This is a genomic window from Exiguobacterium sp. RM11, assembly GCF_059821525.1.
In genome coordinates this window covers 2130021-2143207 of record NZ_CM187558.1, presented here as the reverse complement: position 1 = coordinate 2143207, position 13187 = coordinate 2130021, and the positions used below count along the sequence as shown (strand labels likewise).

The 13187-nt window shown below is 48.4% G+C and carries 13 protein-coding genes; 7 read left to right on the top strand and 6 right to left on the bottom strand.

The genetic code is table 11. The features are described from left to right. Positions 1-37: 37 nt before the first annotated feature. Positions 38-853, bottom strand: coding sequence for a sulfurtransferase (locus tag AC5LIL_RS11140; RefSeq protein ID WP_214785412.1), 816 nt, complete (start codon positions 851-853; stop codon positions 38-40). 100 nt (positions 854-953) lie between these two features. Between AC5LIL_RS11140 and AC5LIL_RS11135 the strand changes: the two genes are divergently transcribed. From AC5LIL_RS11135 to AC5LIL_RS11125, 3 genes are all read left to right on the top strand, one after another. After that, complete coding sequence (locus tag AC5LIL_RS11135; RefSeq protein ID WP_499824153.1) at positions 954-2681, top strand: phospho-sugar mutase; 1728 nt, start codon at positions 954-956, stop codon at positions 2679-2681. Positions 2682-2807: 126 nt separating this feature from the next. Next, complete coding sequence (locus AC5LIL_RS11130; RefSeq protein WP_074032611.1) at positions 2808-3566, top strand: transporter substrate-binding domain-containing protein; 759 nt, start codon at positions 2808-2810, stop codon at positions 3564-3566. Beyond that, entirely contained in the window at positions 3563-4213 is a 651-nt protein-coding gene (locus AC5LIL_RS11125; RefSeq protein ID WP_015880920.1) for an amino acid ABC transporter permease, read from the top strand. The genes AC5LIL_RS11130 and AC5LIL_RS11125 overlap by 4 nt, the downstream gene beginning before the upstream one ends. 42 nt (positions 4214-4255) lie before the next feature. On the opposite strand, the gene AC5LIL_RS11120 is transcribed toward AC5LIL_RS11125, so the two are convergent. Together AC5LIL_RS11120 and AC5LIL_RS11115 are read right to left on the bottom strand one after the other, a co-directional pair. Then, on the bottom strand, positions 4256-5353 hold the full coding sequence (locus tag AC5LIL_RS11120) for an ABC transporter ATP-binding protein (protein ID WP_214785409.1): 1098 nt from the start codon (positions 5351-5353) through the stop codon (positions 4256-4258). Between the two features lie 104 nt (positions 5354-5457). Beyond that, positions 5458-6309 (bottom strand): PucR family transcriptional regulator, encoded by an 852-nt coding sequence (locus AC5LIL_RS11115; RefSeq protein WP_337874637.1) that lies wholly within the window; start codon positions 6307-6309, stop codon positions 5458-5460. Positions 6310-6378: 69 nt separating this feature from the next. On the opposite strand from AC5LIL_RS11115, the gene AC5LIL_RS11110 reads away from it, so the two are divergent. The 3 genes from AC5LIL_RS11110 to AC5LIL_RS11100 all read left to right on the top strand — a co-directional run bounded on the left by AC5LIL_RS11110 (position 6379) and on the right by AC5LIL_RS11100 (position 9784). Next, positions 6379-7470: a DUF445 domain-containing protein gene (locus AC5LIL_RS11110; protein WP_499825364.1), complete on the top strand. Its 1092-nt coding sequence runs from the start codon at positions 6379-6381 to the stop codon at positions 7468-7470. 36 nt (positions 7471-7506) lie between these two features. Next, positions 7507-7878, top strand: coding sequence for a YlbF family regulator (locus AC5LIL_RS11105; RefSeq protein WP_074032614.1), 372 nt, complete (start codon positions 7507-7509; stop codon positions 7876-7878). 127 nt (positions 7879-8005) lie between these two features. Further along, positions 8006-9784, top strand: coding sequence for an SLC13 family permease (locus tag AC5LIL_RS11100; protein ID WP_499824152.1), 1779 nt, complete (start codon positions 8006-8008; stop codon positions 9782-9784). A 50-nt stretch (positions 9785-9834) separates the two neighbouring features. Here AC5LIL_RS11100 and AC5LIL_RS11095 read toward each other — a convergent pair whose 3' ends face one another. From AC5LIL_RS11095 to AC5LIL_RS11085, 3 genes are read right to left on the bottom strand one after another with little or no spacing between them, the layout of a single operon-like run. After that, complete coding sequence (locus AC5LIL_RS11095) at positions 9835-10053, bottom strand: YhzD family protein (protein WP_074032616.1); 219 nt, start codon at positions 10051-10053, stop codon at positions 9835-9837. A gap of 40 nt (positions 10054-10093) precedes the next feature. After that, complete coding sequence (gene dinB, locus AC5LIL_RS11090) at positions 10094-11185, bottom strand: DNA polymerase IV (RefSeq protein WP_499824151.1); 1092 nt, start codon at positions 11183-11185, stop codon at positions 10094-10096. Between the two features lie 35 nt (positions 11186-11220). Continuing rightward, complete coding sequence (locus AC5LIL_RS11085; protein WP_499824150.1) at positions 11221-12144, bottom strand: CorA family divalent cation transporter; 924 nt, start codon at positions 12142-12144, stop codon at positions 11221-11223. Between the two features lie 81 nt (positions 12145-12225). On the opposite strand from AC5LIL_RS11085, the gene AC5LIL_RS11080 reads away from it, so the two are divergent. Beyond that, entirely contained in the window at positions 12226-13185 is a 960-nt protein-coding gene (locus tag AC5LIL_RS11080) for an HD domain-containing protein (RefSeq protein ID WP_499824149.1), read from the top strand. The last annotated feature ends 2 nt before the right edge of the window (positions 13186-13187 follow it).

Sequence of the window (13187 nt, the reverse complement as noted above, 5' to 3'; positions counted from 1 at the left end):
GCATTAACTTCGGTGTAAAATAAAAACGATCCACCCGTTACGGGTGGACCTCGTTTTCTGGATAGCTGATCCAGTCAGAATAGGATCCGGGATAAAGTCGAACATCGTCTTTCCCAAGAGCGTGCAGCGCCAGAATATTGACGCAGGCGGTCACGCCGCTACCGCAATAAAAGATTGGATTGTCGACGGAAAGAACATCCTTGTAGAGTTCTTTTAAATCGTGAAAGTCTTCTAATGTGCCTAGCTCTGTGATGGCCTCGGCATAAGAACAGAGCAATGCGTTCGGGATATGACCTGCTTTTTTGTCAATCGGCTCATGTGTCCCGTTAAATCGATCTTCTGTTCGCGAATCATAGAGTGTACCGCTCGTGGCGGCTTTCACTTCTTCGAGTGTCGCAATCATGTCGTCTTTAAAATCTGGAGTATAGTCACTCGCTGGATAGTTCGGTACCTCAGTTGTGGTCTCACCGCAATAAGTGATGCCAGATTGAATACCGCCTTCTAGGACGACGACACGTTCGTGACCGGCCCACTTGAAGAGCCACCACGCACGAGCTGCGAATGGGAAGCCGTCATCATAAATGACGACCAAATCTTCTTTTTTCAAGCCGATGCGACGGAGCGTTGCCGTCCACGCTTCTTTCGAGGGGAGCGGGTGACGTCCGCCATGTTCGCCGAGCGGACCGGACAAGTCTTCCATCAAATCGAGAAAGACGGCGTTCGGAAGGTGTCCCTTTCGGTAGACATATTTACCATAGGACGCGTCGTTTAGCGAATATCGGCAATCGATGAAACGAATCGAGTTCGTATGCACGATTTGTTTTAATTCTTGGGCACGCATTGTTGGAAACATTAATATCACCTCGAGGTTTCGTTACTCTCATCGTATACAAGATGGAAGCAATTGGCGAGTACTTCGATTGAATTTTTTGAGGGTGAAAGGGGAATGAATCATGACATGGCAACAAACGTATGACCGTTGGAATCAATTTGAAGGACTTGAGCCGCATTTACGAGCGGAACTTGAGGAACTCGCAAAAGATGAGACAACGTTAGAAGACGCATTTTATAAGACGCTTGAGTTCGGGACAGGCGGAATGCGCGGAGAAATCGGACCGGGTGCGAACCGAATGAACGTATACACGATTCGAAAAGCGTCACAAGGCTTTGCTGACTTTATCGCAGCTTCAGGAGAAGAAGCGAAACGTCACGGCGTCGTGATCGCCCATGATTCGCGCCATTTTTCACCAGAGTTTGCATTAGAGGCGGCACGAACGCTTGCGTCAAACGGGATCAAGACGTACTTGTTCCCAAGTTTGCGCGCCACACCGGAACTCTCGTTTGCCGTACGTCATTTGAATGCGTTCGGTGGTATCGTTATCACGGCGAGTCACAACCCACCTGAATATAACGGGTTCAAAGTGTATGGGGCAGACGGTGGACAGCTTCCGCCAGCAGAAGCGGATGAACTCGTCAGTTACGTCAATGCGATTGAAGATGAGTTGAAGATCGATATCGAAGATGAGGCGGCGCTTCGTCAAACAGGACTACTCGTCACAGTCGACCCATCCGTCGATGAAGCGTATATGGAAGCACTCCAGTCGATTCGGATTCATCGTGACGTACAGGACAGCCCCCTTCAAATCGTTTATTCGCCACTCCATGGGACGGGACGCCGTCCGGTCATGGAAGGGTTGAAAGCGTATGGGTTTGACCATGTGACGATTGTAGAAGAGCAAGCAGAACCAGATGGTGCTTTCCCAACCGTCAGTTATCCGAACCCAGAAGAAAAAGCAGCGTTTAAACTGGCGATGGAATACGGGGATCGCGTCGGGGCCGATTTGCTCATGGCGACGGACCCGGATGCGGATCGTGTCGGTTTGACGGTGCGCGGACGTGACGGAGAATGGTTCGTCTTGACTGGTAACCAAACAGGTGCGCTCTTGATGGAATACATCTTGTCACAAAAGAGTGAGACGGGAACACTCCCATCGAACGGTTTTGTCGCCAAGACGATTGTCACGTCAGAACTCGGGGCTGCGATTGCGAAAGCATACGGCGTGCATCTTGAGAACACGTTGACGGGATTCAAGTTCATCGGGGAGAAAATCAAACAATACGAGGAATCAGGCGAATATGAATTCCTCTTTGGCTATGAAGAAAGCTATGGCTATTTGATCGGTGACTTCTGCCGTGACAAAGATGCGGTTCAGGCTTGTCTACTCGCAGCGGAAATGGCGGCATACCATAAACAGCACGGTCGAACGCTCTATGATGCGTTGCAGTCGATTTATGAGAAGTACGGTTTCTACGAAGAGTCATTACAGTCGATGACATTGAAAGGGAAAGCCGGTCTCGAACAAATCGGTCGTATGATGGAAGCGTTCCGTGCCAATCCGCCGAAAGAAGTCGGGGGATACGAAGTCGTTCGTTTCGAAGACTATAAGAAACAAGTGGCGACCGACTTACGGACGAACACGTCTGAAGCAATCGAGTTGCCGTCATCGAACGTCTTGAAATTCGTCTTTGCCGACGGGTCTTGGTTCTGCCTTCGCCCATCTGGCACTGAGCCGAAAATCAAGTTTTACTTTAGTGTGCATGCGAATCGTGCCGAGAAGACGACATCGAAACGTGAAGCAATTGAAGCGGACGTCATGAAACAGGCGAAAGCCATCGATTGATGAGAGACATCACTCTAGCGATAGGGTGATGTTTTTTGTTTGACATGAAGACATCACGCCAGTATGATGAGGTTATTGTTTAAAACCGTGTAATCATATAAGGATTATAGGAAAGGCGGAATCATCATGAAAAAGACATTAACAAGCGTACTCGCAATCGGAGCTTCAGTCGGGCTTCTCGCAGCTTGCGGTAACGAGACAGACAGTGGAGCGGACGAAGCAGTCATCACTGTCGGGACAGAGGCGACATACCCACCGTTCACATACAAAGATAAAGGTGAATTGATGGGATATGATATCGACGTCTTGAACGAAGCGGCAGAACGTGCCGGTTATAAAGTAGAGTATGAGGCAATGGACTTCAAAGGACTCGTTCCAGCACTTGATGCAGAACGAATTGACATGATTGCCAACCAAATGAGCATCACACCTGAGCGTGAAGAGAAGTATGCGTTCTCTGACCCGTATGCGGTATCAGGAGCTCAAGTCATCGTTGGTTCGGATAACAACGACATCCAAGGCGTAGAAGACCTCGACGGCAAATTAGTCGGATCGACACAAGGTTCAGTCTATGCACAAATGGCTGAAGAAGCTGGCGCTGAAGTGAAATACTACAAAGGGGCGAACCAAGTGCTTCAAGACCTCGAAGTCGGTCGTCTTGATGCAGCATTGAACGACCGTCTCTTCATCTTGACAGAGCTTGAAAAAACAGGCTATGACGTCAAAGCAGTCGGTGACATCTTCAACACGAGTGAAGCTGGATTCATGACACGTCAAGATAGCGACGTTCTTGAGAAGTTGAACGATGCACTTGCGGAAATGAAAGAAGACGGTACGATGCAGGAAATCGGTGAGAAGTACTTCGGTGAGGACATCAGTCAATGAATGAACTGATCACGACCGTTATAGATAACCGCTCGGTCTATCTTGAAGCCGTCCAGCTCACGTTGATCGCCAGTGTCCTGTCGATTCTTCTCGCCTTGGCGCTCGGTCTGATCATCGCTTTACTTCATAGTAGCCCGATTAAAATTGTACGGTTGTTCACGCGGACGTACATTTCGTTCTTCCGTGGAACACCGCTCTTACTTCAATTATTGATTTTGTATGTCGGTCTCACTGGGTTCGTGCAACTCAGTGGGATGCAGGCGCTCATCTTCGGACTTGGATTCCACTTTGCGGCCTATATCTCGGAAGCGTTCCGGGCAGCCATCAACTCTGTCGACAAAGGACAGGTAGAGGCGAGTGTCGCGCTAGGAATCCCGAAAATGAAGCGTTTCAAAGACATCATTTTCCCACAGGCGCTCTCTCGCGCCATCCCGCCTGTCTCGAACTCGGTCATCGACATCATCAAGTCGACGTCACTCGGTTCGGTCATCGCGGTCCAGGAGTTAACGTATGTGTCTGACCAAATTGCGGCAACGACGTATTTGGTCATGCCGTTGCTCTTGTTCTCGGCTTCGATTTACTGGATCTTATCGACCTTGATTCAAGCCGGTCAACACAAGCTCGAACAGCGCTATGCGATTCGATAAGAAAAAACCTCGATTCATCTGAATCGAGGTTTTTTGTATGCCTTAACGGATCACTGCTTCTGTTTCTCCGTCGAAGAAGTGCGCTTTTGTCATATCGAGTGCGAGTTCGACATCGTCACCCATGTGGATGTTCGAGCGGCCGTCAACACGTGCTGTGAACTGTTGTCCACCAAGTTCAGCGTAGAGGTAAGACTCAGAACCCATGAGCTCAGCGACGTCGATGTGCGCTTTGAACGTGTGTGTCGTTGGTGAGTCGATGTAGATTGGCTCATCATGGATTGATTCTGGACGAATCCCGAGGACGAGTTCTTTTCCGACATAGCCACGGTCACGGAGTGTTTTCATTTTTCCTTCTGGAACGTTGACTTCTTCACCGTTCGTGATGAATTTACCTTCAGCGAGCGTACCGCGGAAGAAGTTCATCGAAGGTGAGCCGATGAAACCAGCGACGAAGATGTTGTCTGGGTTGTCGTATACTTCTTTCGGCGAACCGACTTGTTGGATAAGACCATCTTTCAAGATGACGATGCGCGTTGCGAGTGTCATCGCTTCTGTTTGGTCGTGGGTAACGTAGATTGTCGTTGTGTCCAAACGGTTGTGGAGCTGGATAATCTCTTTACGCATTTGTACACGAAGTTTTGCATCCAAGTTCGAGAGCGGCTCATCCATCAAGAAGACTTTTGCATCACGAACGATGGCACGGCCGATAGCGACACGTTGACGTTGTCCACCTGAGAGCGCTTTTGGTTTACGCTCGAGGTACTCTTCCAACCCGAGAATACGAGCAGCGTCTTTTACGCGACGATCAATCTCGTCTTTCGGGAACTTACGGAGCTTCAAGCCGAACGCCATGTTGTCATAGACACTCATGTGCGGATAGAGCGCGTAGTTTTGGAAGACCATGGCGATATCACGATCTTTAGGAGCGACATCGTTCATTCGTTTCCCGTCAATGATAAAGTCACCGTTTGAAATCTCTTCAAGACCTGCGATCATACGAAGTGTCGTCGATTTACCGCAACCAGATGGTCCGACGAAGACGATGAACTCACGGTCTTTGATGTGTAAGTTAAAATCGCTGACGGCTTTGACGCCACCATCGTAAATTTTATCAATGTGTTCTAAACGAATTTCTGCCATGTCGTTAGCCTCCTAAAGAATCTGTGTGTGTATAATAGCGCTTACAAGAACGATTATATGATGAAACCGCTTGCATTGAATATAGACAAGTTGCACAAAAACCGTCAATCGGATTTGTGCAACGTGACCATTAATTGAAGGAGACTCGCGTCATAGAACTTCCGTGCATCATAACCCGTCGTCTCGAACAGACGATCAAGTCGATAATTCAGCGTGTTTCGATGCATGAAGAGCGCTTTGGCCGTATGGGAGACGTTCAATGAATGACTGAACAACGCCTCAAGCAGTTCAATCGTCGATAGATCAAGCATCTCCATGAGTGAGGCCGTGATATGGTTCCGCTCTTTTAAGTCCTGCTCTTGTAGTAAATAATGGTATAATAATTGACTAGCAGGGTAAGTTTTAGTAGATAGACGAGCGTATGGCATGAGCAGTTGATGTTGACGATATACACGGGCGAGAGGACCTTGAGAACGTTCGCTATAGACAGCGTGTGCTTCGATGAAGCAATCGCTCGCGATGGCACGCAAGACGTCCTCGAACTCCTGAAGGTCGACAAACGTGTCTCGTTCGATGAGTTCGATATGTTTGGTTGTGATCAACACGATTTCAGCATGTGGCATGAAGTCGTGGATGATGCTGATGAATGATTCGAACGCTTCCTCTTCTGCTTCTTGGAGGGAAAGAGAGATGAGCCGGAATGATTGTTCAAGACGGTACGTCTCATCTTGAAGGCGTTCTTGCCATTTTCGCTGATGTGGGTCGGACTGAAGGAACGGGGTCGCCCACATGCGGAGCAATTGCTGTTCACGTTCGGTCAATTCGAACGTCGGGAGCCCAAATATGGTACCATCTTGCGTCTCGAACCAGTCAAGGTCCCCAGATGCATCTTCCGACCGATGGACAGCAGTCGGAAAAATCGATTTAATACGATCAAACGTATTCAATACTATCACCTCATCAACAATGTATCATATTTCAGATCGGAGGCTTGCAGTTTGGACGGGTTATTAAAGATTTTACTCATGATTGTGATTGGGGCGACGATTGGTGGCGTGACCAACTTTCTCGCCATCAAGATGTTGTTCCGGCCACATGAACCGAAATATATCGGTTCATTCCGGATTCCTTTTACACCAGGTCTCATTCCGAAACGTCGGGATGAATTGGCATCAAGCTTAGGAAAAACGGTCGTCAAACACTTATTGACGCCGGAAGGCATGCGAAAACGATTATTGGATGACCAAGTGACGACGCATATTACTCACTTTGCGCAACAAGAAGTTCAGGCGATGCTACGCTCGGATAAAACCGTTCGAGAACTCGTAGAACCTCTCTATCCGAATGCAGAGGCACGCATCCTTATGTCGGCGGATGAAAAGTTACGTGATGAGCTAACGAGCGTCATGGCCGACGTGAAAGAACGGAAGTTGTTTGAATTGCTTGGAGAAGAAGGAATGGACCGCGTACGAGCAGTCATTCCTGAAATTGTTGACGCACTTCTTGTCAAATCGGAAGAGTATTTTTATTCTCCTGAAGGTGAGGCGCAACTTCGTCATATGGTCGATTCGTTCGTTCAACGTCGACTTGGGTTTATCGCAGGATTTATTCAAAATATGAATTTTGTTGAGATGGTTCGTCCAGAAATCGTCAATATTTTACGAGGTCAGTCGACTCGTGACGGCATGACGACGATGATTACACGTGAGTTCGAACGATTCAGTGAAAAGACGGTCGATACGTTGATGGATGAACGTTTAGAAGCTCGACTCATCGATGGCATCACCGAACAAGTCGTCACGCGTTTGCCAATCGGACAATTGTTGGATCGACCGGTCTCGTCGTATACCGAGTCCATCGAATCTCGTGTCGTCGATGAACTCGTGCCTCAAGGGGTCACCCTTGTCATTGAGCGCTTCACGAATCAAATGGAGACGATCATGGACCGCTTAAAAATCGATCAAATCGTACAGCAACAAGTCCAGTCGCTCGACACCTCGTACCTCGAAGAAATCGTGTTATCGATCTCGAAACGAGAGTTCCGGGCAATAACATGGCTTGGAGCGCTGTTAGGTGGTATGATTGGGTTGATTCAAGGGTTAATTGCCATCTTATGATGAGCTAGACCCTAATAGCATTTAGGAGGACGTTACATGTCACAAACAAACTTGTACGACCAAGCTTACCAATTGGAGAAAGCACTTCGCGATTCTGAAGAGTTCACAACACTCTCTTCTTTATACGATCGTGTCAATGCGGATGCGGAAGCGAACCAGTTGTTCGCTGACTTCCGTAACATCCAAATGACGCTTCAACAAAAGCAAATGCAAGGAGAAGAAATCTCTGAGCAGGAAATGATGGATGCGCAAACGAAAATGATGAGCGTTCAACAGAACGAATTGATCATGGAGCTCATGCAAGAAGAGCAACGCATGCACCAGCTCGTTACAGAAGTAACGAAAATCATCATGAAACCACTTGAGGAGCTTTACGCGCCGATGGTGAATGAAAACGAAGTTCAATAAGATGTGAGAAGCGGATGGCGATTGAGCCATCCGCTTTTTTGTTGATGAGATTGTCACAAGATTGAAGTAAGCGTTTTCATAGAGGGTTTATAATGAAAGTATAATGATGGGGAAAGGGTGAACTGGCATGTGGACCGTGCTCATTCTATTCGGGATGATTCTCTTTTTCATAACAGGTTGGCTCCGAGCAGACTTGGTCGCATTGATTGGTCTTTTATGTCTCGTCCTAACTAATCAATTGACGCCGGGTGAGGCGATGGCGGGATTCTCAAATTCAGTCGTCTTGATGATTGCTGGACTGTTCATCGTTGGAGCAGGGTTGTTTCATTCCGGTTTAGCGGAACGATTGGCATCTGCACTCATTCCGTACGCGAACGGAAGTGAGACACGACTCTTTTATTTGTTCATGTTGACCGTCGCCTTGCTTTCAAGCGTCATGTCGAACACAGGGACGGTCGCATTGCTCATTCCTGTCGTCATGGCGATGTCACGACAAATCAAACGATCCGCAAAGACGTATCTGATGCCGCTTGCTTTCTTCTCGAGCATCGGAGGGACGATGACATTGATTGGGACACCGCCGAACCTTGTCGCAGCTGAATCGCTACGAGGTCTAATTGATGTGCCGATTGGCTTCTTTTCTTTGCTCCCAATCGGTGCGGTCGTGATGATTGTCGGCTTGTTCTATTTTCGTCTCGTCGGAAATCGCTTGCTCGAAGATAATCGTTCAAGGGAATGGGATGGAGGCGGTGCAATCGAGACGATCAACCCGAACGTGTATGTCCTGTCGATTGACGAGGTACATCCGTTGATTGGCAAACGACTAAGTGAATTGAAATGGTCGCGTGACGGTATCATCGTCCTAAAGGAACGAGTGAAAGGGATAGGGCGGCATTACGAAACTGCTCGCGCTGACACCGTATTGCGTGCCGGGTCGATCCTCGTCAGTGGGGATGAGCAGCGAGTCCGTTCTCTCTCGGAACAACAACACATTCCGTTTCAGCAGGTTGAGGCAACAAACGTCTATGACAAGACCGGTGGCATCGTCATGTTCACGATTCCAGGGTCGAGTCAACTTGTAGGGAGATGTCTTCATGAGAGCCAGTTACGGAATGAGTTTCATGTGAACGTCTTGCGTGTCATCCGCCCACAAGAAGAAATTGCACAAGTACACCTGAAAGATACGCCGCTAAAACAAGGGGACTTGTTGATGGTACAAGGGAAGTGGGACGATTTAGAGCGGGTTGAACAAGAGGCACGACTACTCCTCTCGAACGAGCGGGTGACGGATGTAGCGAATCGGACGGTGTCGAGTCATCATCAACTTGCGGCAGGTGTGATCATGGTTATGATGATGACGTTGTTCGTGTTTGAATGGGTTGATCCGACCGTTGCGGTTTGGCTGGCAGCACTTGCGATGGTGATGAGCGGCGCCGTGCGCCACCTAGACATTGCGTATCAATCGATTCAATGGTCTTCACTCGTCTTGATTGCCGCGATGATCCCGGTAGGAACAGCGCTTGAGAAGGCGGGGATCATGACGTGGCTTGTCGACTGGATTGGGCAGTCGTTCGCGGGCTTTGGTCCAGCCTGGGTCCTCGTCGTTTTATTTCTTGCGACGATGGTCCTCAGTCAAATCATCTCGAACACCGCGACTGCTATTTTGTTTATTCCGCTAGCCATCGCTCTATCGGAATCCATGGCGGTAAGTCCAGTCCCGTTCGTCATCGCTGTCGCCATTTCAGCCTCCCTTGCTTTCATGACACCGTTCGGTTCTCCGACAAATGCGATGGTGTTTAGTGTAGGAGGCTATCGGTTTATAGACTTTGTCAAAGTCGGTGTGCCGTTACAACTGCTCACCGGGATCGTCGGAATCCTGATGATTCTGTTTCTCTTTCCATTCTAACGTTGTGTTGAATAGAGAAAGGCAGACCGTTTATGTCGGTCTGCCTTGTCTTAAGATGCCGTTCCTTTTAATTTCCCCGGTAATTTGCAGCGTTCGAAATAGATGAGTTGTCCCCGGCGAACGATGCGCGCACCTTTATGTTCATGCCCTGCTGCTCGAAGCATGTCGAGTCCTTGCTGTTTGGCCGATTGATCATCGCTCGCTTCGAACATTTCATTCAACACGAGTGTGCCATCATTTTCGAATCCTGTCACCGTGTATGTCTCCATTCACATGACCCCCTTTTTCTCTATTTTAATGAATGGTCATTCATTCTTCAAGAGAAGGTTTCGTTAGTTCGTCAAATGTCAGTTGACGTGTGGATTCAGTTCGAGGAATCAAGTCCGATACGGTCAGTCCAATCAAGCGAACGGGCTCGGTGACATTCATCTCATCGAAGAGGCGTCTTGCTAGTCGTCGAATCTCATCATGGTCATGCGTCGGATGATTCAATTTGATTTGATGACTTCTAGCCTGAAACTCGCTCGTCTTTAATTTGATGGTGACTGTTTGGCAACTCAGTTCGCGACGATCGAGCTGACGCAACACGTCTTCCATTTCGGGAATGACCCGTTCGAATACTTCTTCGGGGTCGTCGATGTCAAACGCAAACGTCGTTTCCGATCCGATCGACTTACGCTCTCGTGTGGCGACGACAGGACGCGTATCTCGTCCATGTGCCAGTTCATACAGTTGTTGTCCGCGATCATGTCCAAAGATGGCCTTCAGTTGTTCGGGACGAGCTTGTTGAAGGTCACCGATTGTATGATAGCCACTTTTATAAAGCGTTTGGGCGGTCACTTTTCCGACACCATGCATCGCTTCGATGGAGAGGGGAGCGAGGAAATCAGCGACTTTCTCAGACGAGACTACGGTAAGGCCGTTCGGCTTATCAAAGCCGGACGCAATTTTTGCGACGAATTTTGAAGGCGCGACGCCAGCGGATGCCGTAAGACCGGTACGACGTTTAATCTCGCCTAGAATATAGCGGGCGATATACGGACCTGATGTGCTCAACAGCGTATTTTCGGTCACGTCCAAATAGGCTTCATCAAGGGATAAAGGTTCGACGAGAGGAGTGACCGACTTAAAGATGTCCATGACCTGTGTGCTGACTTGTCGATAGGCTTGGAATCGTGGTTTGACAAACGTGGCGTGTGGACACAAGGCAAAAGCGCGACGTGATGACATCGCGCTGTGTACGCCGTACTTCCTCGCTTCATATGAACAAGTGGCAACGACTCCACGACTGTGAGGTGGTCCACCGACGATGACAGGTTTTCCACGTAAATTTGGACGATCCCGTTGTTCGACGGAGGCATAAAAGGCATCCATGTCCACATGAATGATGAGTCGTTCCATAACATCACCTTTCCTGTGCAAATCTCTTTTCTTTATTATAACGAACTTTTGTTCGTTTTTTTAGATTTTTGTTTCGTTTTATTCTTTGATGAAGTGGTTTGATTCGGGAATTGTAACAACGAACCAATCCAATTCTTCCGTTTCAACCATACTTGAATAAGAAGGGTGAAGAATAGAATCATCAACCAGGCGAACGCGTAACCGAGCGGCCAGTCCAGTTCAGGCATCGCTTTAAAGTTCATCCCCCATACCGCGCCGAACGCGACGACAGGGGTCGTGAGTGCCGTGAAGACGGTGAGCGCCTTCATGATTTCATTTCCCCGAAAGTTAGAAAGTGTCGAGGCGAGGTCTGTCATCGCGATGACGTCACCTTGATAGTGATTGATCAACGTCAATAGTCGACTTACTCGATAATCCGCAAGTTGATAAGGTCTCAACGTCTGTAGGTCGATATCGAGAAAGGCCTCACGTCCTGCCATGACAAGTTCTTTATAAGGAGTGACGGTATCGGACCAACGTTCGATCTCACTCCGAAGACCAAAGATTTCATTCATGAACGTGGCAGGGACTTGTCCTGCCATTTCTCGCTGTGCCACGAGAAGTCGTTCTTCGAATTCATCGATTCCGTGAAAGTAATTGTTCATCCGTTCGGCAAGCAACTCATAGAACGCTTCAATCGGTGAGTTGCAGTCTTTCGCAAGGATTGATTCGTGATGCAAATCGTCAAATCCAATCGTCCATAAAAAATCAGGCCCGATAAAATAGTGCCCAATCTTCTGAGGCTCACGTTCTAACTGCTCGTAGTCGAGTGTGAGTGACCCGTACATATAACCATCCTCGACCACGATTTTAGTGACACTTGCGGTCGTCAACTGCTCGAGCCAATACGTATAGGCCAGTGCATATCGAGAATCTACTTCCACATAATCCTCGGGGCGCGTGTACCAATCCCATTCCATTGTCTATTCCTCCAATTCGCTATAGTAGTAGTATTCCCAAATTGTCAGGAATGTTGGCATCTGTCGCAAAGTTTCGATAAGATGAAGGTACTGAACAAGAGAGAGGTGCTTTCATTGACGACAAAAATCGGTCAGCTCAAAGTGGGCGACACGCTAGACCAATATGTCATGATCAAACAATCGTATAAGGGACTTGCCGGGAACGGAAAGCCTTATTTAACATTAATCCTTTGCGACGAGAGTGGCGAAATCGAAACGAAATTATGGGATAGTTCGGATACCGAAAAGTATGCGACGAAAAAAATCGTCCATGCGGCCGGTGAAGTGATGGACTATCGTGGACGGACGCAATTGAAGTTGAAGCAAATTTCAATCATCGAGCAAGAAGTCGATATCGCTCCGTACGTTCGGTCGGCGCCGATTCCGAAGTCGGAACTTGAAACGACAATCCGTGGGTTCGTCACGTCACTTCAACACGATGAGATTCGTCGTCTCGTTGAAGAAGTCGTCAATCGTCACGAAGAGGCATACTTCACGTATCCGGCTGCTGTGCGACATCATCACGCGGTCTATTCCGGACTCGCATTCCACGTCATGTCGATGCTGAAGCTTGCGGACACGATGTGTGACCTGTATCCGTCGTTGAACCGAGACCTGTTGATTGCGGGCGTGATCTTGCATGACTTGGCGAAAGTCATCGAGTTGTCGGATGCGATTACACCAGAATATACGCTTGAAGGCAAGTTGCTCGGCCATCTCTCACTCATGGCATCTGAACTAGAAGTCGTCTCACGTGAGCTCGGGACGGACCGAGAAGTGACGACGTTGTTGCAACATCTCGTCTTAAGTCATCATGGGAAACCGGAGTGGGGATCGGCGAATACGCCACAACTCCCTGAAGCGGAGATGTTATTCTTCATCGACAACATCGACGCGCGGATGAACATGTTCGAGAAAGCGTATGAAGGTGTCGAGCCGGGTACGTTTACGGAGCGTGTCATGGCACTCGATAACCGTGCCTTCTATCGTCCAAAGTTATAATA